Origin of the sequence: Avibacterium sp. 21-599, assembly GCF_026226765.1 — a bacterium.
In the GTDB taxonomy this organism is placed as follows: Bacteria; Pseudomonadota; Gammaproteobacteria; order Enterobacterales; family Pasteurellaceae; genus Avibacterium.
In genome coordinates, this window is the sequence record NZ_JAKKOB010000001.1 from 1,614,215 (window position 1) to 1,635,054 (window position 20,840).

Here is a 20,840-nt window from a genome sequence, read left to right on the forward strand (position 1 = left end):
GTAAAAACCCGCTTAGTTTACCGCAACTCAGGAAATTTGCCAAAATGAATTATTCAATTGTTTTTGTGAACTTGCCCACAAAATTGAAGTAAATAACTTGTTTTTAGGTGGCAACCTGATATAAAAAAACAATAATTTCATTTCAAAAATTTAATCCGTTGTGGGGCGTTATGATCAAGGAAAGAAAACAAGATAAGTATGTCTTAAAATTACAACAATTAGGGAAAGTGTATCGGCTAATTGAACAATTTGAAGAAATTTCGCGGATTGATCTTTCAAAGCTTTCGCATTTAGCACCAGCGACGATCACCTCTTTAACCCGTCAGCTTATTAATGAACGATTAATTATTGAAAAAGCCGTGCGAAATACAGAAAACCGTGGACGTCCAGCAATTGGTTTATGTGTATCGCCTTTTTTCTGGCAGTCGTTATGTGCGGTGCTGAGTGAAGATCGTTTTGATATATTTCTTTGTGAATTAGATGGCACACCGTTGGCAGAACATTCTTTCCCACTGCGCAGTGAAGAATTTGCACAATTAGATCGCGTTTTAGTGGGGTATGTGCAAGCGTTTTTAGAAAAAACCAAACTCGAACCTTATAAAGTCATCACCTTTTCTATTGCTGTAACTGGGGAGTTAGATAATGAAGAGCGCTATGTTTATCACCTTGGCAATCGCCAGTTAACACTTGATCTGAAAGCTTTATTTCACCCTTATTTTAAAATGCCTGTTATGGTAACGGATTATTTCCAAACGTGGTTGTTTGCCGAAAGCTCGGTGGGCAGTGTGATTGGTTGTGATCACGTTTTATTTTTACAACTTGATGAACGAGTCAATTTAAGCGTATTATCACAAGGTGATGTGTTACGATGTAACAAACAGCCAAAGATGAATATTGATAAGCTCATTACGCCAACGTTCAACCCAATTCAGCATCAACTCAATCCTCACTTACCTGAAACGGAACGTCATCAAATTATCAATCAGCTCACACACCAAGCTATTTATAAATTGATTGATTTGGCGTATCCCGACAATCAACAAGTGAATAATATTGAAAAAATTCACTTTTTATGTAAAAAAGCACAAGGCAATGAGGCAAAAGCGATTGATATTATTCACCATATCGCAGATTTAACGGCTTACCATTTAATGTGTTTAGTTAATATGTTTTCCTCTAAAAAAGTGATGTTAAACACCTGTTTATTGAGTGCAAAAGAGATTTTCTTAGCGCGCTTAAATCAACGTTTATCCCTTTATCATTGCAATGTGGAAGTGGTAACGAGCCGTTATAAATGGAATAGCCCTGAAGTCTTAACTGCGGCAATTAAGCAAGGGATTTATGATGGCAGTTTGCTCGGTGATCTACTGAAAAATAAAGAAAAATTGTGTTAGCTCAATACTCTCATTATGAAATTCCTTTAGAATTCCAAACAAATGGGATCATAAGGAAAAAATGATGAGCTGCTTTTTTGTTACAGGAACGGATACCAATGTAGGAAAAACGGTATCCAGTCGTGCCATTATCCAAGCCTTGCAAAATCAAGGTATTCAAATTGTAGGTTATAAACCGATTGCGTGTTGCCAAGAGGATTGGACTTATCGTGAAAGCCCAATAGAAAGTGATTATGGACAAGAAAATAATTCTGATGTCCTAACCTTAATTGACGCCACAAAAGAGAATGTAACCTACCGAGACGTGAATAGTTATAGCTTTTCCCACAGTTTGCCAATGTTAAGTGAAGATGGAGAACGCATTGATATAAAAAAAATTAACGCCGATCTCACCGCACTTACTCAGCGTTATCAATCTGTGCTAGTGGAGGGGGCATTTGGTTGGCTTACCCCAATGAATAAAGAATATAGCTTTGCCAGTTGGGCAATCTCGCACAAAATGCCAGTCGTGCTTGTGGTTGGAATTAAAGAAGGCTGCATTAATCACGCCTTGCTGACGGCGCAATCCATTCAACAATCAGGCTTACCCTTATTAGGCTGGATAGCCAATCGCATTAATCCCGGTTTAGCCCATTATGCAGAAATGATTGAAATGCTCAGCGAAAAAATTGACGCCCCATTACTTGGGCAAATTCCCTATGTTCATCGTCCTGAAGAACAAGAACTCGGGCATTACATCACTAATCTTGAGCGTTTGACTTATCTGCAAACGGAATGGGTGAAATAAATGTTTTGCTGATGTATTGGCTTGTGCTAGAATCCGCCCGTCTTTTAGCATATCACTTTTGTTATTTTCTACTAATAATACACTTGAGAACATGAACTGATTTAAGCTGTATAAATAGTTTATGCACTTATCTAAATGCCATTGACTTAGGTAAAAAGTAATGGCATTAACCTCTAAGTTCAGGCTTCATTTTTAAATAAACCAATAACAATTTTTGCTATTAAGATTTCATTTATTTTTTCATTTATTTTTAAGGACAACCATGAATAAAATATTTAAAGTTATATGGAGTACTACACGCCATTGTTTAGTCGTTATTTCTGAATTAGGTAAATCTAAAGGAAAACAAAACACAAAAAGCCAGACAAATCAACAAAGCGCAAAAGTCATAAAAGTAATTGTGCCGCTGTCCCTAACATTGCTTGCAAGCATACAGCAGGCAATGGCAGCAAATTCTAAGAATTATGCCCTTGAGGGAAAAGTTGGCTATAGTCGTTCTGAAGTTGATTATCATGGTAAGACTGATAAAAACTTAGCATTAGCCACTAATGAAGATGGCTCTGCCGCCAATGATATGCAAGTGAACGGTAGTGATAGTACAATTATTGGTTATGGTACCTATATTGGTGGAGTAAGAGATTTTTCTAAGACTGGAACTGGTTTGAAGGCATCAGAAACAGGCTTTACGGCTGGGGAAAAAGCCGATGCAGTAACCGTAACGGGGTTTAAATCTGGAGTAGAGGGCGGCACCTCTTATTCTACTTTATATGGTGCAAATTCTATAATAAAGAAAGGCAGTACGAGTGCCACATTGGTTGGGGAACGGTCTGTTATTACAGGCAGTAACTCTGTTGGTATGGGGACACATATAACGATTGGCTCAGTTGATGGTTCTAACGCGGCAAGGAATGCAACAGTATTAGGTTCATATGCTCAGGCAACCGGTGAAAATAACGTAGTGTTGGGCTATGGATCGAGCGATAGTTATGCTGGAACAACATCTTACCTCACCAATAAGACAAATAACTCATATAATGGAGTTGTTTCTGTTGGTGCTGCAGTAGCGTTCGAGGATAAAGTAAGTGCTGACGGTACAACGAAAATTGGGACATCCACTCGCCGAATTATTAATGTGGCAGACGGTGCTTTAGATACTGATGCGGTAAATGTTGCACAATTAAAGATCGTGGCGACAACGGCAAATAATGCTCAAACTGCAGCATCAAGCGCTCTCACAACAGCTCAAAATGCATCCACTGCCGCCCAAGCAGCTTCTACATCAGCAAACACAGCACTCAACACAGCCAATTCGGCACTTAACAAAGCAAATTCACTATCAACGAGTTTAGCTGAAAAAGCGGAAGCACAAAGAGCATATACGTTTAATATAAAAAATGGAAATAATGATAAAGAACTTGCTCACAGTTGGACATTAGCATCTAACAACGCGATAACTTTTACTGCGACAAGTGATCTAGAAGTGACAACGGATGAAAAGGGAACTATAACTTATGGTTTATCTAAAAACATCAAAGACGCTATTGCATCAGCCGTAACGGCAGCCGATACAGTAACAAGTAAACTTGCGGATATAGATAACGCAGTTTCTCAAGCAAAAAATTATGCAACACAAGCTGGAAATTCAGCGACAGCAGCTGCAAGTTCCGCTACAGCTTCAGCGAGTTCAGCGACTAAAGCAGAAACTGCTGCAACAAAAGCAGAGACATCAGCAGGAGAAGCGAAAACTTCAGCAAACGCAGCAGCAAATTCGGCAGAAGAGGCGAAAGCTTCGGCGAATGCGGCATCTGGCTCAGCAACTAAAGCGGAAAGTGCTGCAACGAAAGCAGAGACATCAGCAGGAGAAGCGAAAACTTCAGCAAGTGCAGCTGCGAATTCTGCAGAAGAGGCAAAAGCTTCAGCGAATACGGCATCTGGTTCAGCAACGAAAGCGGAAACTGCTGCAACTAAAGCAGAGACATCAGCAGGAGAAGCGAAAACTTCAGCAGATGCAGCAGCGAATTCGGCAGAAGAGGCAAAAGCTTCAGCGAATACGGCATCCGGCTCAGCAACTAAAGCGGAAACTGCTGCAACGAAAGCAGAGACATCAGCAGGAGAAGCGAAAACTTCAGCAAGCGCAGCTGCGAATTCTGCAGAAGAGGCAAAAGCTTCAGCAAATGCGGCATCTGGCTCAGCAACTAAAGCGGAGACTGCTGCAATGAAAGCAGAGACATCAGCAGGAGAAGCGAAAACTTCAGCAGATGCAGCAGCGAATTCGGCAGAAGAGGCAAAAGCTTCAGCAAATGCGGCATCCGGCTCAGCAACTAAAGCGGAAACTGCTGCAAAAAAAGCAGAGACATCAGCAGAAGAAGCAAAAACTTCGGCAGACGTATCGAAAGCTTCAGCTGATGCATCGAAAGCTTCAGCGGAAGCATCAAAAGCCTCAGCAGAGGAATCGAAAACTTCGGCAGAGGTGTCAAAAGCTTCAGCAGAAGAAGCAAAACAATCAGCTACTAAAGCTGAAACTGCGGCAATAAGGGCTGAAAATTCTGCACAAAGAATATTAGGTGTGGATGATGGTGATGATTCAACGACTCAATATGGTTCAGATGCAAAAGCTACGAAAGAAAATGCATCGGCATTTGGTCATAAAGCGAATGCAAGTGCTGAAAATGCAACTGCAATTGGTCAAAATTCGCAGGCTACATCTAGAAATGCAACTGCGATTGGACATAATTCACAGGCTAGAGCAGAAAACTCTGTTGCACTTGGTGCAAATTCTATTGCAACAGAGGTGAATACAGTTTCCGTAGGAAGTGTGGGTAATGAGCGTAGAATTACAAATGTCGCAGATGGTATTAATCCTACTGATGCAGTAAATAAACGGCAATTGGATCAAGTTTCTAAGGAATTGCGTAAAGCGAATAAGAAATTACGAGCTGGTATTGCCGGTGCTACAGCAATTGCCCATATTCCACAAGCAACTAAACCGGGCGCAAGCCTGATTGGTGTTGGTGTAGGCAGCCATAATGGTCAAAGTGCCATTGCAATAGGTTATTCAAAGGTTTCAGATAATAATGATGTTATTTTGAAATTAGGAGCTAGCACGACAACACAAGGTGGATACAATGTAGGTGCAGGTATTGGCTATCAGTGGTAATTAATATATAGCCAACGTAATAATATTTTTCATCAAGGTAATATTTTAAAACCCTAAATATACTTTTTATCTTTGAATAAATATTTGGAGTTATATTAAAAACTTTAATGTTAAAAGGATTTATGTTGGCTATGTCTGAATTGAAGTTACGGTAATCACTTGCTTTTGAAATAATCCAGTATTCGTTTAGCTTACTGTGCTATTTGAATTGAGTTATCTTATTAAACAATGATTATTAAGAAAGAATTCTATCTTATTTTTATATAAAGTAGGTTTCTTATTTTTTAAGTATAAATTATGTTTATTTCAATTTTGATGTGTAAATGTTGCGGTAAAGCGGATCAATATTCACAACTATATTATAAGGCTATAAATATATGTTAAAGAAAAAACTTAATGTTGGGATTTCTTTCTTTTGGGGAGATAGCTATAACAATATTTGGTCTAATGGTGCAGGGCAAAATATGATTTTCCTGTATCAATTACTTTCAAAAAGCCAACTTATTAATAATGTTTATTTAGTCTATTGGGGCAATAATATTGATACTTTACCTAAATAATTACAGCTTGATGGGTTAGATCTAAAAATTGAACTATTTGATAATATAGCAGAAGAATTAGATATATTAATTGAAGGTACGCTTACCGTATTTAAAGAACATACAGATAAAATCCACGAAAATGGAGGAAAAGTTATCTCATATAGAATGGGAAGTGATTTTATTTTGGATATGGAAGCTTTTTTATTTGAACATAGAACTGGTAGAGGATTTACTGATGCTAATATAGATGTATTTTGGTTAATTCCCCAAGTTTATGAAACAAATAAAGATTATTGCGAAGTTATTGGAAGAGCGCCTGCGTATCAGGTTCCTCATATTTGGTCACCTTATTTTTTAGAAAAGGCGATAAAAGCACAAAAAGAAGATCTAGACTTAGAATTTGGTTATAAAAAAGAAAATATACCAAAACGTATTACTATAATTGAACAAAATTCTAGTGTGATGAAAAATTGTTATACGCCAATATTAATTTCAGAGAAAGTATATCGACGAAGTCCAGAAAAAATTGAGCATATCTACGTTTGTAATACTTATGATAAAAAAGATCATAAAGAATTTTATAATTTTATTGGCTGGACGGATTCTGTCAAAAATAATGTAATGACGGTAGAAAATCGCTTTAATACATATTACTTTCTAGCAAAATATACAGATATTGTTTTATCACATCAGTGGCAATTAGGATTAAATTATATTTATTATGAAGCACTTTATGGCGGTTATCCTCTAGTACATAATTCTACACTTTTACCTGTTGGTGTTGGCTATTATTATAAAGAGTTTGATGCCACCAATGGTGCGAAAATATTAGAATTTGTTATAGATAATCATAATGAAAATAGTGATCTTTATATGAATAATGCAAAATGTTTCCTTGATTCGTTATCTCCTACTCATATCAATAATATTAATGCTTATGAGTTTTTGATTATGAAATTATTTGATATATAGTCGTTGAAATGATATAGCCTGAATTTTCTCGCGTGTTTCCGTACTCACGTTGCTATCTTGGTTTAATACGCGAGAAACTGTTGATTTTCCTACACCAGCTAAGGCAGCAATATCTTTAATCGTGAGTTTTTTTGCCATTATTCAATCCTATGCAGAGAAGGCAGCTCTTTTTAAAGTGCGGTGCTTTTTTGCCGTATTTTCATTTCGTGATTACTGAAACCTTGTACGAGATCTACGATTTTTTTACCATCAGGCAAGATTAAATTAGGGGCAATATCATACAATGGCACGATAACAAATTCGCGATTCTGCATATCATAATGTGGGATCGTTAAGCGTTCAGATTGAATGATGTCGTCTCCGTAAAGCAGAATATCTAAATCTAAGGTGCGTTCACCCCAACGGCGTAAACGGATACGCCCTTGTTCTTGCTCAATACGTTGCAGCTCATCAAGTAATGCTAATGGGGATAATGCAGTGGTTAGGCAGGCTACCGCATTGACATAATCAGGTTGATCTTGTGGCCCTAAAGGCTTGCTTTGATAAAAATGGCTGACGCGCATTAATTGTGAGTGAGGCAGTTGCCCTAACGTGTGCAGTGCGTTTTCTAATTGTTTCACTGGGGTAGCTAAATTACTGCCTAAAGCGATATAAACCTGTTTCATTATACAACTTGCTCTTTCTGGGTTTTACGTCTTCTTGGACGATAACGTTTTTTCTTTGCGATTGGATGACGTTTTTGATGCGCTTTCAGCAACTCATCACGTTGTGCGTCATTACTAAATTGATATTCGTGCCACCAAGTTGCCAATTCAATGGATTCCCCCCCTTCCACTTGTGCGCGCATTGCGAGCAAATCAAAGGCTGCGCGGAATTTAGGGTGTGCCATTACACGTATTGGTGCATTACCATTGCGTTTCAGCAGTTGTAATTGTAAGAACCAAATATCACGAATCACCCCAGTATGGCGGCGCGGTGCAGCAAGGCTTGTGCAAAGCTGATCAAGAATGTCGTTGCTGGCTAAGGCGTAGGCATCGTGGTTATTTAAGCCACCTTCATTTTTCAGCATTTCCACTTTTTCTCTTAATGGATACCAGAAAAAGCAGGCAAATAAAAAGGCGGGGTTAATGCGTAATTTATCGGCAATGCGTTCATCGGTAGAGGTGAGCGCAGTCAAAATCATTCGCTCTGCAAAGCTATCTTGCTTTTCGGTGAAATAAGGAATTAGCGTTGGGAAAAGCTGATCAAACAAGGTGTATTGGCGCAGTAGATGATAGGTTTTTACGCCATTACCTGTTTGTAAGAGTTTTTGTGCCTCATCGTATAAGCGAGCTGGCGGAATATTGCGTAATAGGTGTGCCATTTGTTTGATTGGCGCTTCTGTCGGCTTTTCTAAAAACATATCCAATTTTGCCATAAAGCGAATGGCACGCAACATACGCACAGGATCTTCTTGATAGCGAATGACGGGATCACCAATTAAACGTAATTTACCCGCTTTAATATCTTCAATGCCGTTGTAGAAATCACGCAGTGTGTTATCTTGCGGATTATAATAAAGGGCATTTACGCTGAAATCACGGCGTTCCGCATCTTGTTCTAGCGTGCCGTACACATTATCACGCAGTAACATTCCTTCATCGCTTTGCTTAGATTGGCGTTCGTTATTATGTTCAGAATGGCTAGCGCGGAAAGTGGCGACTTCGATAATATCACGTCCAAACATCACGTGTGCCAAGCGAAAACGGCGACCGATCAAACGGCATTGGCGTTGAAAAATGGCTTGAATTTGTTCTGGACGGGCATTGGTTGCCACATCAAAATCTTTGGGTTTTTTATCCAGTAACAAATCTCGCAAACAGCCGCCTACCACATAGGCTTCATAACCGTTACGTTGTAATTTTTGCACCACCGTAAGTGCATTTTTACTGATCATTCTCGGTTGAATACCATATTGTGATGCATTAATAATATGTTTCTGAGAGCGATGAGCTGTTTTGCCTTGTGGTTTTTTTTCTTGTGACGTGGCATTTTCTACTAAAGCCACAGCAGGTCTAGCTTTGCTAGGGCTGGCTTTAATCTGTTTTTTATTTGCTCGTTTATGGGAAATTTTTTTCGAGCTCGTTTCTTGTGTTGCATTATCTGTTTTCTTTTTAAACAGATTTTTAATTAAGGTTAAAATAGCGAACCCCTTGCTTAAAAAGCGAAATGACATTAATCAAAAGTGCGGTGAAAAATTACCGCACTTTGTAACTTAATAAACCTCTTTATGTCGGCGCATTAGCCGATCATCTGTTTCTCACGAATTTCAGATAAGGTTTTACAATCAATGCAAAGATCGGCGGTTGGGCGAGCCTCTAAGCGGCGAATACCAATTTCAATACCGCAGGAATCACAATAGCCGAAATCGCCACTGTCGATTTTTTTCAGTGTATGTTCAATTTTTTTCATTAATTTACGTTCACGATCGCGATTGCGTAATTCTAAGCTAAATTCCTCTTCCTGCGTGGCGCGATCTGCGGGATCAGGGAAGTTTGATGCTTCATCTTGCATATAAGCCACAGTGCGTGAGGTTTCTTCTTGAATTTGTGCGTGCCACGCTTCAAGGATTTTTCTAAAGTGAAGAATTTGATCATCATTCATATATTCTTCACCTTCTTTTGGTTGATAAGGCTCCACTCCGGCTAACGCTAATAAACTTAAAGAGGATTGAGTCATTGGTATCTCCTAATAGTAATTCATCCATTTTAACTTAGTATAACTGACCTCATTATCACCATAGGAATAGCAAAATTCAGCTATATTTTTGACCGCACTTTCGCGTTAAGTTAAGACTTTTTGAGGAGAGCCTATTTCCATCTCAAAATTAGGCTCTTTTTAAAGAGCGGTATAAATATCAGAACTTTGAGCAATTGGCAAATAAATTTACATAAGAAAAAATATTTTTACAAAATAAATCTCAATTTTGCGATCTAGCTAACAAAATTTAGGTGTACAAAAAATGGTTATTTCTGAAAATAAAGAGGGATAAAAGGCAAAATTCTCATTAATTCAAACCAAAGGACATATCAATGCTGAATATGTCGAAAATACAAATGGAAAACTATGCTATACCTCTAAATGTTGAATCAAAATCTTGGAACGACGCTGATAATTGTATTTTTCTCTTTTTTCTACGGGCAGATCTTCTACCTGAGCTAAGTAAAATCCTCGTTCTTGAAACCAATGTACTGTACGCGTGGTGAGGACAAATAATTTCTCAATTTGCTGTTCTTTTGCTCGTTTTTGAATGGCTTCTAATAAAATATCACCGCGAGAAGAATTACGATAATCAGGGTGAACCGCAACGCACGCCATTTCTGCCATTTTTTCTTGTGGATAAATATTAAGTGCTGCACAAGCAATGACTACGCCATCACGATCAATAATGGTGTAATTTGCAATCTCCATTTCAAGTTGCTCACGAGAACGTTTAACCAAGATGCCTTGCTGTTCCAATGGGTGGATAAGCTCTAATAATGCGGGAATATCCGCCACGTTGGCAAGGCGAATATGTTCTGAATTTTCCATTGAAAGCTGCGTTCCCACACCATCTCGAGTAAACAGTTCTTGTAGCAATGAACCATCTTCTTCATAACTTAATAAATGAGAACGTTTTACCCCCGCACGACAAACCTCAATCGCCGCCTGCAAGAAGCGGGCTTGCGAGCTGTGATATTGATTTTGGGAAATCAATTGAGTTAAATATTTTTCTGCCTCTTGGGGTAATAAATCGGCAATGGTTTCTTGCTGATCATTTAAAATACCTTGTGTATTAGAAAACGCGATCAGTTTTTCTGCTTTAAGTTTGATTGCCACTTGTGTTGCGATTTCTTCAAAAGGTAAATTAAAGGTTTCCCCTGTTACAGAAGGGGCGATAGGACCGAGTAGCACAATGGATCCCTGATCCAGTTGTTGCTGAATTTTTTCACTATCAATACGACGAATTTTTCCACTGAGTTGATAATCAACCCCCTCATCTACGCCAATCGGTTGTGCCAAAATAACATTACTACTCACGACATTGATCACCGCTGAATGAGGTAAGCGTAAGGAAAGACGAGCGGCAATATCATAATTTAATTTACCTACTGCCTGTTTCACTACGTCAAGACTATGGGGATCGGTAATGCGAATATTTTTATGGTACGTTGGTGTAATGCCTTGTTGTTCAAGGAGATAATTAATTTGCAACCTTGCGCCAAACACAATAGCTAATTTAATGCCAAGGCTGTGGAGTAGGCTAATGTCATTGATAATATTGATGAAATTTGGGCTGGCAATGGTGTCGCCATCAAGCATAATCACAAAGGTTTTTCCTCTGTGCATATTTACATAGGGCGTGGATTGTCGAAACCACTGTACAAGTTCGGTGCTACGCATAACTTCCTTTTATAATTATTCATTTGTTTTGAATTTATATTCATTTTTGAAAATATGCAAGGGAAATTTTGCTGAGATAAAAAATGCGGTGAAATTTCACCGCACTTTGTTTTTTAGCAATTAGTTTACTACGTTGAATTGTTCTTTCATTAATGCCGCAAAATCGGTGTAACCTCCTATTGGTTTTTCATCAATGAAAATTTGTGGTACGGTTTCAACCGGTTTACCTACGGAAGCAGATAAATCAGCTTTGCTGATACCTTCTGCGATAATATCCACATAACGATAGTCAAAATCGCTTAAGGTTTCTTTTAATTTGTCAGCAAGCTCTTTTGCACGCACGCAATAAGGGCAACCGGGGCGACCAAAAATAACAACGAACATAATGATTTCCTTCTGTTGAGGCTAAGCACATTGGCTAGATAAAAATTCAATAGAGACAAAATGCTTAGCAAGATAAAAAATTGTGCAAATTGTACTGATTATGGCAAAAAGAATAAAGGAGTTTTTTGGCATTGTTGTAATTGGTGTAATATATCAACATTGCAATCTGATAACGTCTATCTTGTAAAAGTAGGGAAAAATGAACTTATTAATGTTATGCCGTGAGCCTCGTCTTTATAGCTGTCAGCGTTTGAAAGAGGCGGCTGAAAGTTGTGGACATCAAATAGATATTCTTGATCCAAACCGTTTTGTGCTAAAACTTAGCGAAAATACACCGCACTTTGAATTGTATTATCAGCCAAATCGCGACGCAGAACCTTATTTATTGCCCGATTATGATGGGGTGTTGCCGCGATTTGGGGCGACTAGCACGCAAATGGGCTGTGCGGTGTTGCAACATTTTCAGGCAAAAGGTGTCGCCTGTTTAAATGACGTTGAGCCTTTTTTAAACGCGAGAGAAAAGTGGCGGAGCTTGCAAATTTTAGTCCAGCAAGGTATTGCTATTCCGCCTTCTTTGCTGGCGGGTAACGAAACGCAGGCTAAACAAAGCCTTGAACTTATCGGCTCACCAACGATTTTGAAAACCTTAAGTGGATCACAAGGCATTGGTGTGATTTTAGCGGAAAGCCAAAGTAGCGCCAGCAGTATTGTAGAAACGCTTAATCACTCTGGCGTTCCCGTCTTAATGCAGCAATTTATTCGCGAGGCACAAGGTGGTGATGTACGTTGTTTTGTAGTTGGGGGTAAGGTGATTGCGACAATGGAGCGTAAAGGGCAAGCAGGCGAGTTTCGCGCGAATATCCACCGTGGAGGAACAGGTGAACAAGTGTGGCTAAGTGAGCAAGAAAAACAAATTGCCCTGTCAGCTACCCAAGCTTTAGGCTTAGATGTGGCTGGAGTGGATTTAATTCGCTCACAGCAAGGTTTGTTAGTGTTAGAGGTTAATGCTAGCCCGGGCTTAGAAATGATCGAAAAAACCAGCGGTTTGGATATTGCATTGCAAATGATTTTGCATTTGGAGCGAAAAAGCCAAGACAGATCAAAAAATAATGAATAAATAGCAAGTGCGGTAGAAAAATCGCGTATTTTTTGTTTTAATAAAGTCGTTTTCTCGTAATTCTTGCGGTTTCTAACGGCATCCGCCCAATTTAACTAGGTGAGGTTTTTATGATTATTTATTTGCACGGTTTTGACTCTAATAGCCCGGGTAATCACGAAAAAATAATGCAGTTAAAATTTATTGATGACGATGTTCGATTCATCAATTACAGCACCTTACATCCGCGTTATGATATGCAATTTTTGCTCAATGAAGTGCATAAATTCGTGTCAGAAAGCAATGATAAAACCCCGCTCATTTGCGGTGTTGGGCTTGGTGGCTATTGGGCGGAACGCATAGGCTTTTTATGTGGTATTAAGCAGGTAATCTTTAATCCGAATTTGTTTCCCTATGAAAATATGCAAGGCAGAATTGATCGCCCCGAAGAATATCAAGATATTGCAACAAAATACGTTGAAAATTTCCGTTTAAAAAATAAAGGAAAATGCTTAGTATTTCTTGCTACGCAAGATGATGTGCTAGATGCGCAGCGTAGCGCGGAAACCCTTTCCCCTTTTTATGAAATAGTTTGGGATAAAAACGAAGGGCATAAATTCAAAAAAATTTCGCAACATTTACAACAAATTAAAGCCTTTAAAGCAGGATAAAAAATCGGGCGGGTTGGAATTATCCGTCTGATTTTATGATAGTTAGGTTGTCTCGCTACCATAAAACTCAGCGATAGGCTGAGTTTTATGGCGATTAATGAAGTGCGGTACTTTTTTTATGAAGTTCCAACAAATTTTCTTCTTGCTTAGGCATTTGTAGATAAAAACCTTGTTGTTGGATTTTTTCGAGAACTTCTAGATTATCGGCATTGATCAAAGATTTATCGCCTTTAAGATTAAATAACATCACAAAAATAGGTGTGCCGAAATTATTGCGTAGCGTTTCAGGAATGGCGGAAAACTCATCACGTTTCGCGATGTATAAATACATTCCTGCTTTTTTCTTACTTTTGTAAATCGCACAAATCATAAGCGTTTCCTAGTCTTCTGCTTGTTGTTTGTTTTGGCGAGATTGTTTCCATTTCCAAAAGACAATCAGCGCAACGACTGCAATAATCACATAAATAACAAATTGTCCTTTCTTGATTTGCTCATTGAGCCAATCTAAATTACTTGCCCCAAAATGACCTAAATAGACCCAAATTGGCACAGAAATAATCGCAGCAAAAAAATCAATCAGGACAAAGCGGATAAAACTAACGCGGCGGGTAATACCTGAAACCATATAAATTGGCGCTCTTAGTCCGGGCAGAAAACGGGCGGTAAAGAGGACGCGGTTGCCGTATTTATCAAATTGGGTGCGTACCATTTGTAAGCGTTTTAAGGTAAGCATTTTGCGAATTGGGCGAAAACGTAGGATTTTTACGCCATAAAGGCGTCCTAGCCAATACATTGTGCTGTCGCCAAGCAGCACACCCAATATACTGACTACCAGCATAATATGTGGATTGGTATAGCCTAAGCCAGAAATCACCCCACCTGACACAAGGGTGATGTCTTCAGGAATTGGCACACCAAAACCACAGATAATTAAAACAAACAGTACCGCGAAATAGCCATAGTCAGTAAAGAAGTTGATTAAAAATTCCATATCAAACCCGCATTTAATTTGCCACAATGGTGAAATTCAAGATGCTGATTATTGTAACTTTTTTTGTGAAAATAGCCATTAAAAATGTGGAAATAAGTGGATTTCTATTTGCCTTAAGGGCGGGCATTGATTATAATTTGTGACCTCAAAGATTCCTTTGAGCTTGATTTTATGAAATCGCTGGGTCGCCTGCGATTTTTTCGATTAACTTTTTATTAAAGAGAATACAATTATGTCATTCAAATTTAACGCTGAAGTGCGTACAGCGCAAGGTAAGGGTGCGAGCCGCCGCCTGCGTCATAATGGTCAAATTCCTGCAATCGTTTATGGTGGGAATGCAGAACCTGTTTCAATCATTTTAAGCCACGATGAATTAAACAATGCTCAGGTACACGATGCTTTCTATTCAGACGTGATTACCTTAGTGATTGATGGTAAAGACGTGGCAGTAAAAGTGCAAGCAATGCAACGCCACCCATTCAAACCAAAATTAGTTCATATCGACTTTAAACGCGTTTAATTCCGTATTGAATGAAAAAGCACCTTTTTTAAGGTGCTTTTTTGTTGTTCAAAGATTGAAGTTTTGAATTAAGAATATTCAGTATTTGTTTTATAACTTAACTGCGCGTTTCATTCCTTTATCCGCACTTTCATAGACCAATGCAATCAATTTCAGTACGTCAATGGCTTGTTGCGCCGTAACCTGTAATGGGGCTTGTTCGGTGAGAACGGCGTAAATGTTGTCATAATAGGCTTGGTAGTTGCCACGTTCGCTCTCTATTAGGCTACGAATAACAATGCCGTTGATTTCGGTATGGAGTAAACCCCAGTTTGTTTCTGGTTCAGCATTCCAATCGCCTTGCGGTTTTATGCCTTTGAGTAATAGGGCTTCTTGGTTATCCATTGTGGCTTTGATGTAACTGCCTTTGGTGCCTTGCAACATAATATAAGGTGCGGGTTCGCGTGCGCATTTGGTGGAAGAAAGTACCACTTTTTTATCAGCATAGTAGAAAATAATTTCAAAATTATCTTCAGATTTTGCCCCTGCGCGTTGTGCTTTCATATCCGCATAAAGTGCGGTGGGAATTCCGAATAAATCCACACAATGATCGATTAAATGAACGCCCAAATCATAAACTAATCCAGCGCCAAATTCGCCCGTTTCTTTCCACGCTTTACTATTTGGTTTTTGGCTAAAACGTTCGTAACGCATTTCATAATGCACAATGTCACCCAATATTTTCTGGTCGAGTAGTTTTTTCACCATTAAAGCACCGTTATCCCAACGGCGATTTTGGTAAACGGAAAGCATTACATTATGCTGTTTGGCAAGTTTATCTAGTTCTTCTGCTTGCGCAGGGTAAACCGCAAGAGGTTTTTCTACGATGACATTTTTTCCCGCTAAAATAGCTTGTTTGGCCATTTCATAATGCGTGAGATTAGGCGTGGTGATAATCACCAAGTCAATTTCAGGGCTGAGTAATTGTTTAAATTGATGTACCACTTGAATATAAGGATACGCGTATTTTGCATTTTCACTGTTACGTTCAAACACTTTACGCACTTGAAAACGTGGATCGAGATCTAAAAAAGGCATATGAAAGGTTTTGGCAGACATTCCAAAGCCTGCAATGGCTACATTAATAATTTTTTCCATTTGATTTTCCTATTGAATTGCTTTTAATTTTTGCAAAATCGCCTGTTCGGGTAAGGCTTGAATTTTACGAATACGTTGAATAAGTAAGAATGCTGCCACGGTTAGGCTTACCACAAAACCTACCCAAAATCCTGCAGCACCGATGCTTGGCATTAGCCAATCGGTTCGCGATAACAGATAGCCCAGCGGCATTCCGATGCCCCAATAACAAAACATTGTGATGTATAAAATAGATTTGGTGTCTTTGTAGCCACGCAATGCCCCTGCGGTGATTACCTGAATGCTGTCGGAAAACTGGTATAACGCAGAAATCAACAATAAATGGCTAGCGATTAAAATCACGTCTTGATCTGAAACGTAAATTTTAGGAATTTGTTGATTAAATAAAACCATAATGAGTGCAGTAAAACAGGCGAGGCTCAGCCCCACAGCAAGCGCTGAATAGAATACTGCTTTTGCTTGTTGCAATAATCCTTCGCCCAAACGTTGCCCCACTAAAATGGTGGTTGCCATACCTAAGGACATTGGCAACATAAAAATAAAGGAACTGGTCGTCAGGGCAATTTGATGGCTAGCCACCACATCTGTTCCAAGGGGGGAGAGCAAAAGGGAAGAAAGGGCAAATAATGCCACTTCACAGAATAAAGCAATACCAATAGGGAAGCCTAAGCCTAGCACTTTTTTTAATGTCGTCAGATTGGGTTTTTCGATCAATCCGTTAAACACGTTCAAATCACGCTGGCTTCTTGCGTAGCGAGAATAAGCAATCATCATTATACACATTGCCCAATTGACTATTGTTGTCGCGATCCCACAACCTACCGCACCGAAAGCAGGCACGCCAAATTTACCATAAATAAATAGGTAATTGAGCGGAATATTGAGTAACAAACCGGCAAAAGTAATCACCATTGCTGGTTTTGTTTTTGCAATGCCATCATTCAGGCAGCGGAAATTTATCATCAGTAAATAGCCGGGTAAGCCCCATAGCATAATATGCAAGTAATCAATCGTGATATGGGCAAGTTTAGGATCCATTCCCATATGGCTGACAACATAATCGCTAAAATAAATGATAAGACCAATAGGAATGCAACTTAATGCCACCACCCATAAGCCTTGATGCACATAATGCGCAATGCGATGACGTTGCCCTGAACCATTAAGATAAGAAATAATTGGCGGTAAAGCGAGCAGTAAACCGTGTCCGAGCAAGACAAGTGGAAACCAAATTGAACCAGCGACAGAAATTGCTGCCATATCTGTGGCACTTACTCGCCCAGCCATAATGGTATCGACAATGCCCATTGAGTTTTGGGCAAATTGTGCCAGTAAAATAGGAAAAGCGATGGCGATTAACTTTTCCATTTCTTGGCGATGACGTTGAATGAAGTTAAATAACATAAAAATATCCGAATTTGTTATATACTATTGCAAGTTTTACCGAATTAGCGGTGATGATTATTAAGATAAGAGAGTTAATTATGTTTACAGGAATCGTGCAGGGTGTTGCCCAAATTCATTCTATTGATGAAAAACCACATTTTAGAACACAGGTGGTGAAAATGCCACAGGAATTAACGGAAAATTTGGAAATTGGTGCGTCTGTGGCAAATAATGGCGTATGCTTAACGGTCACCAAAATCGAAGGCGATTTAGTCAGCTTTGATTTGATGACCGAAACCCTACGCATTACCAATTTAGGCGAATTGCAACAAGGCGATTGGGTGAATATTGAGCGTGCGATGAAAATGGGGGACGAAATTGGCGGTCATATTTTATCTGGCCACGTTTACACCACTGCAAAGGTATCGCAACGCATTGTGTCAGAAAATAATTTACAAATTTGGTTTATGTTGCCTGATCCTAGCTTGATGAAATATATTCTCACCAAAGGATTTATCGCCATAGACGGGATAAGCCTGACGATTGGTGAAGTAAAAGGCGATGAATTTTGTGTGAATCTTATCCCTGAAACACTTCATCGCACCTTGATTGGCAAACGTGAAGTGGGGGATTTCGTGAATATTGAAATTGATCCGCAAACCCAAGCCATTGTAGATACCGTAGAACGCTATTTAGCCAGCCGAGGTGAATAAAACATAACAAACCTAAAGTGCGGTGGAAAATCGTGAAATTTTTCACCGCACTTTGATCGGCGGCATTATATGCTAGGATATGAGCGGCTTGCAGCGGCAATAGATGGGGGCAATATGCAAAACGATTTTTGGCATTCCGCGCTTTTTTCCATAAGCGTGACTTTACCGACACTATTATTGTTAATACTTGGTATCGGATTACGAAAACGCAAAGTCATTGACGATAAATTTAGCCAGCAAGCCACTAGCGTGGTATTCAAAATCACCTTGCCCGCCTTACTTTTTCTTAATGTATTTAAAAATCCCATTGCGCAGTTGAATGAACAGCTCGTTATGATTTTGGCGTGTGTGTTCGGAACCTTATTGCTATTCCTTTGTGCGGAGATTTTTGCGGCCAAATATGTGCCAGAAAAACGCGAACGTGGCACCTTTGTGCAAGGGGTCTATCGTGGAAATTGTAGCATTTTAGGGCTGGCGTTTTGCCTAAATGCTTATGGTGATGCAGCACTAGTGCCAGCCACCATTTATGCAGCGACTACCGCGATTATTTACAATGTGTTAGGTGTGATTACTTTAAGCCGCTCCCTTTCAGATGGGAAAGTGCATATTCCACGAATGATCTTAAACGTGGTAAAAAATCCCTTAATTATCAGCATATTATTAGGCTTTTTAGCCAGTTATTTAAAACTGGCTATTCCTAAATTTATGCTCACCACAATTCAATACCTCGCCACGATGACGTTACCGCTCGCGTTAATTTGTGCGGGGAGCAATATTGAATTAAAAGCCTTGTATAAAATTTCTGGGATTTCTTTATGGGCAAGCGTTGGGCGTGTGATTATTGCACCGATCTTTATGGTGTTACTGGGCAAATTATTTGGTTTTAGCGGGGTAAATTTAGGGGTGATTTTTTTGATGAATGCGACACCAATGGCGGCTGCGGCTTATGCAATGGTGCGTGGAATGGGCGGCAATGCTAACACAGCAGCCAATATTATTGGCATTACGACCTTTGCATCAATGTTTATTTCCGCCTTGGGTTTAACCATTTTGCATCAAATGGGCTGGGTGTAAGAATAAAGCGAGATGAAAAGCAAAATGAAAGTAAAAAGGACGAAAATCTTCGCCCTAAAATTTATTAAAAAATCACCGCACTTTATGGATTAAGCGAAATCTTCACCGAACAACATTCCCCTTGCTGGAGCGGTTGGATAATTCTTGCGGTTTCCAAGCAAACCATTGTTTTATAACCTGTTTCACTAATGCCACTGGTGGATTTATGCCAAGGATTCCATAGCACGACATTACTTGCATTATGATGTGCAACATTAATGGTGCGTGCGTCCCCTTTATCTATAATTTGATGAGAAACAGGGGATTGCACTTTATAAATGCAATCAATGTGCTGATTAATTAAACGTGGAGAAGGCACGTTTTCTTGTTGTTGGGTTAAGGTATTGAAACATTCGGTAGGCAAGTTTTTCACTTCCACATTAGCCACATCGCTCAAATTAAAATAACTGTGTAAGGCTAATTGAGCAGGCTGTTGAGCATAATGTTGAAAGATAATTTCACAATCTTGGCTGAAGATCATTGTGGTTTTTGCTTCGATCAAATGATCAGATGAAAATAAGCAAAATTCTAACCGCACTTTATTTTCCTCAATTTTATAATCGCTGAGTTGCCACAAACTGATACGGGCGTAACCGTGTGCAGGCGATTTTGCTCCGCCGAACCAAGGGTAGCAAATTGGCACGCCACCGCGAATAGCGTTGCCTAAGGTAAAGGGTTCAATTTCACTGAGCCAAAGCACTTCTTTTGACGTTCCTTTCGGCTGCCAGCTAAATAAATGTGCGCCTTGCAAGGCAATTAACGCTTTTCCTACGCGGTGTTCTAAAGCGATCACAGGGATTTCATTATATTGTTGTAAACGTAATTCTGGGGTCAGTTGTTTAATAGTGGTTATTGTTGTCATTCAATGCTTCTCCTTTAATCAGTTTAATGGTTTACTTCTTCCCGCAAAAATTTCCCGTGTTGTAGGAAAAGGGTGCGGTGGGTGAGTTTACCCAGCTCAGGATTATGCGTAACCATAACGATAGTTCTACCTTGCTGATTGAGTTCTGTGAGCAAATTCAGCACCAGTTTTTCATTTTTCTCATCAAGGTTTCCTGTGGGTTCATCGGCAAAAATAACGGGGGGCTGATTCACCAATGCTCTAGCAATACACACCCGTTGTTGTTCACCGCCAGAAAGTTGGCTTGGGCGGTGATTCATACGGTGTGCTAAGCCCACTTGTGTTAAAACCGCTTTTGCTGCCTCTTCATCAATCACACTATGATAATGCTGTGCGAGCATCACATTTTCTAAGGCGGTGAGATAGGGAATAAGGTGAAATTGTTGGAATACTAAACCTATCTTTTCCGCACGGAAGCGTTGACGTCCTATTTCGTCTAGTTCTGCGGCGTCTACACCATCAAGAATCACCTTGCCTTCTGTTGCTGTATCTAGCCCAGTAAGAATGTTCATTAACGTTGTTTTACCTGAGCCTGATGCGCCCATTATGGCGACAAATTCCCCTTGAGCAATATGAATATTAATGTCTTCAAGGGCGGTAACTTGCCCAAAGCGTTTATATAAATGTTGGGTTTCTATCACATATTTTTTCATT

19 protein-coding genes and 3 pseudogenes are annotated in these 20,840 nt (G+C 39.4%); 10 read left to right on the forward strand and 12 right to left on the reverse strand.

The features are described from left to right. Positions 1 to 170: 170 nt before the first annotated feature. From L5B83_RS07710 to L5B83_RS07725, 5 genes and pseudogenes are all read left to right on the forward strand, one after another. Complete coding sequence (locus L5B83_RS07710) at positions 171 to 1,394, forward strand: ROK family protein (protein WP_250363002.1); 1,224 nt, start codon at positions 171 to 173, stop codon at positions 1,392 to 1,394. Between the two features lie 64 nt (positions 1,395 to 1,458). Further along, complete coding sequence (gene bioD / locus L5B83_RS07715; RefSeq protein ID WP_265778402.1) at positions 1,459 to 2,181, forward strand: dethiobiotin synthase; 723 nt, start codon at positions 1,459 to 1,461, stop codon at positions 2,179 to 2,181. Positions 2,182 to 2,443: 262 nt separating this feature from the next. Further along, positions 2,444 to 2,551, forward strand: a pseudogene (locus L5B83_RS12470) (ESPR domain-containing protein); the annotation flags it as partial. A gap of 72 nt (positions 2,552 to 2,623) precedes the next feature. Next, a complete protein-coding gene (locus L5B83_RS07720) occupies positions 2,624 to 5,338 on the forward strand; it encodes a YadA family autotransporter adhesin (RefSeq protein ID WP_265778059.1) in 2,715 nt (904 codons plus the stop codon). A 377-nt stretch (positions 5,339 to 5,715) separates the two neighbouring features. After that, positions 5,716 to 6,852, forward strand: a pseudogene (locus L5B83_RS07725) (DUF2827 family protein). A gap of 12 nt (positions 6,853 to 6,864) precedes the next feature. Here the strand turns inward: L5B83_RS07725 and L5B83_RS07730 are convergent. The 6 genes and pseudogenes from L5B83_RS07730 to L5B83_RS07755 form a co-directional block, all read right to left on the reverse strand. Next, positions 6,865 to 6,990: pseudogene (locus tag L5B83_RS07730) on the reverse strand (LacI family DNA-binding transcriptional regulator); the annotation flags it as partial. Between the two features lie 32 nt (positions 6,991 to 7,022). Further along, the gene (folK, locus tag L5B83_RS07735) at positions 7,023 to 7,517 is read right to left on the reverse strand and encodes a 2-amino-4-hydroxy-6-hydroxymethyldihydropteridine diphosphokinase (RefSeq protein WP_265778060.1); all 495 of its coding nucleotides are present in this window, start codon (positions 7,515 to 7,517) and stop codon (positions 7,023 to 7,025) included. Next, a complete protein-coding gene (pcnB, locus tag L5B83_RS07740) occupies positions 7,517 to 9,067 on the reverse strand; it encodes a polynucleotide adenylyltransferase PcnB (RefSeq protein WP_265778061.1) in 1,551 nt (516 codons plus the stop codon). The genes folK and pcnB overlap by 1 nt, the downstream gene beginning before the upstream one ends. 65 nt (positions 9,068 to 9,132) lie before the next feature. After that, the gene (gene dksA / locus L5B83_RS07745) at positions 9,133 to 9,570 is read right to left on the reverse strand and encodes an RNA polymerase-binding protein DksA (RefSeq protein WP_250350415.1); all 438 of its coding nucleotides are present in this window, start codon (positions 9,568 to 9,570) and stop codon (positions 9,133 to 9,135) included. A gap of 390 nt (positions 9,571 to 9,960) precedes the next feature. Then, a complete protein-coding gene (argA, locus tag L5B83_RS07750; RefSeq protein WP_265778062.1) occupies positions 9,961 to 11,274 on the reverse strand; it encodes an amino-acid N-acetyltransferase in 1,314 nt (437 codons plus the stop codon). Positions 11,275 to 11,394: 120 nt separating this feature from the next. Continuing rightward, a complete protein-coding gene (locus L5B83_RS07755; RefSeq protein ID WP_250364475.1) occupies positions 11,395 to 11,658 on the reverse strand; it encodes a GrxA family glutaredoxin in 264 nt (87 codons plus the stop codon). A gap of 199 nt (positions 11,659 to 11,857) precedes the next feature. Between L5B83_RS07755 and L5B83_RS07760 the strand changes: the two genes are divergently transcribed. Continuing rightward, entirely contained in the window at positions 11,858 to 12,775 is a 918-nt protein-coding gene (locus tag L5B83_RS07760) for an ATP-grasp domain-containing protein (protein WP_265778063.1), read from the forward strand. A gap of 110 nt (positions 12,776 to 12,885) precedes the next feature. Continuing rightward, entirely contained in the window at positions 12,886 to 13,425 is a 540-nt protein-coding gene (ycfP, locus tag L5B83_RS07765; RefSeq protein WP_265778064.1) for an alpha/beta hydrolase YcfP, read from the forward strand. Positions 13,426 to 13,519: 94 nt separating this feature from the next. Here ycfP and L5B83_RS07770 read toward each other — a convergent pair whose 3' ends face one another. Further along, positions 13,520 to 13,795 carry a YcgL domain-containing protein gene (locus L5B83_RS07770; protein ID WP_265778065.1) on the reverse strand — a complete coding sequence of 92 codons (276 nt, stop codon included), beginning with the start codon at positions 13,793 to 13,795 and terminating at the stop codon, positions 13,520 to 13,522. Between the two features lie 9 nt (positions 13,796 to 13,804). Beyond that, entirely contained in the window at positions 13,805 to 14,416 is a 612-nt protein-coding gene (locus L5B83_RS07775) for a DedA family protein (protein ID WP_265778066.1), read from the reverse strand. Between the two features lie 232 nt (positions 14,417 to 14,648). Here L5B83_RS07775 and rplY point away from each other — a divergent pair, with 232 nt between their 5' ends. Continuing rightward, positions 14,649 to 14,936 (forward strand): 50S ribosomal protein L25, encoded by a 288-nt coding sequence (rplY, locus tag L5B83_RS07780; protein ID WP_265778067.1) that lies wholly within the window; start codon positions 14,649 to 14,651, stop codon positions 14,934 to 14,936. A 90-nt stretch (positions 14,937 to 15,026) separates the two neighbouring features. Here the strand turns inward: rplY and L5B83_RS07785 are convergent, their stop codons facing one another. Both L5B83_RS07785 and L5B83_RS07790 read right to left on the reverse strand, forming a co-directional pair. Next, positions 15,027 to 16,073: a Gfo/Idh/MocA family oxidoreductase gene (locus tag L5B83_RS07785; RefSeq protein ID WP_265778068.1), complete on the reverse strand. Its 1,047-nt coding sequence runs from the start codon at positions 16,071 to 16,073 to the stop codon at positions 15,027 to 15,029. A 9-nt stretch (positions 16,074 to 16,082) separates the two neighbouring features. Beyond that, positions 16,083 to 17,477: an MATE family efflux transporter gene (locus tag L5B83_RS07790; RefSeq protein ID WP_265778069.1), complete on the reverse strand. Its 1,395-nt coding sequence runs from the start codon at positions 17,475 to 17,477 to the stop codon at positions 16,083 to 16,085. An 80-nt stretch (positions 17,478 to 17,557) separates the two neighbouring features. Here L5B83_RS07790 and L5B83_RS07795 point away from each other — a divergent pair, with 80 nt between their 5' ends. Then, the gene (locus tag L5B83_RS07795; RefSeq protein WP_265778070.1) at positions 17,558 to 18,172 is read left to right on the forward strand and encodes a riboflavin synthase subunit alpha; all 615 of its coding nucleotides are present in this window, start codon (positions 17,558 to 17,560) and stop codon (positions 18,170 to 18,172) included. 114 nt (positions 18,173 to 18,286) lie between these two features. Continuing rightward, positions 18,287 to 19,246, forward strand: coding sequence for an AEC family transporter (locus tag L5B83_RS07800; protein ID WP_265778403.1), 960 nt, complete (start codon positions 18,287 to 18,289; stop codon positions 19,244 to 19,246). A gap of 82 nt (positions 19,247 to 19,328) precedes the next feature. Here L5B83_RS07800 and L5B83_RS07805 read toward each other — a convergent pair whose 3' ends face one another. Both L5B83_RS07805 and L5B83_RS07810 read right to left on the reverse strand, forming a co-directional pair. Beyond that, the gene (locus tag L5B83_RS07805; RefSeq protein WP_265778071.1) at positions 19,329 to 20,147 is read right to left on the reverse strand and encodes a D-hexose-6-phosphate mutarotase; all 819 of its coding nucleotides are present in this window, start codon (positions 20,145 to 20,147) and stop codon (positions 19,329 to 19,331) included. Positions 20,148 to 20,170: 23 nt separating this feature from the next. After that, entirely contained in the window at positions 20,171 to 20,839 is a 669-nt protein-coding gene (locus L5B83_RS07810) for an ABC transporter ATP-binding protein (RefSeq protein WP_250363175.1), read from the reverse strand. Between the last annotated feature and the right edge of the window lies 1 nt (position 20,840).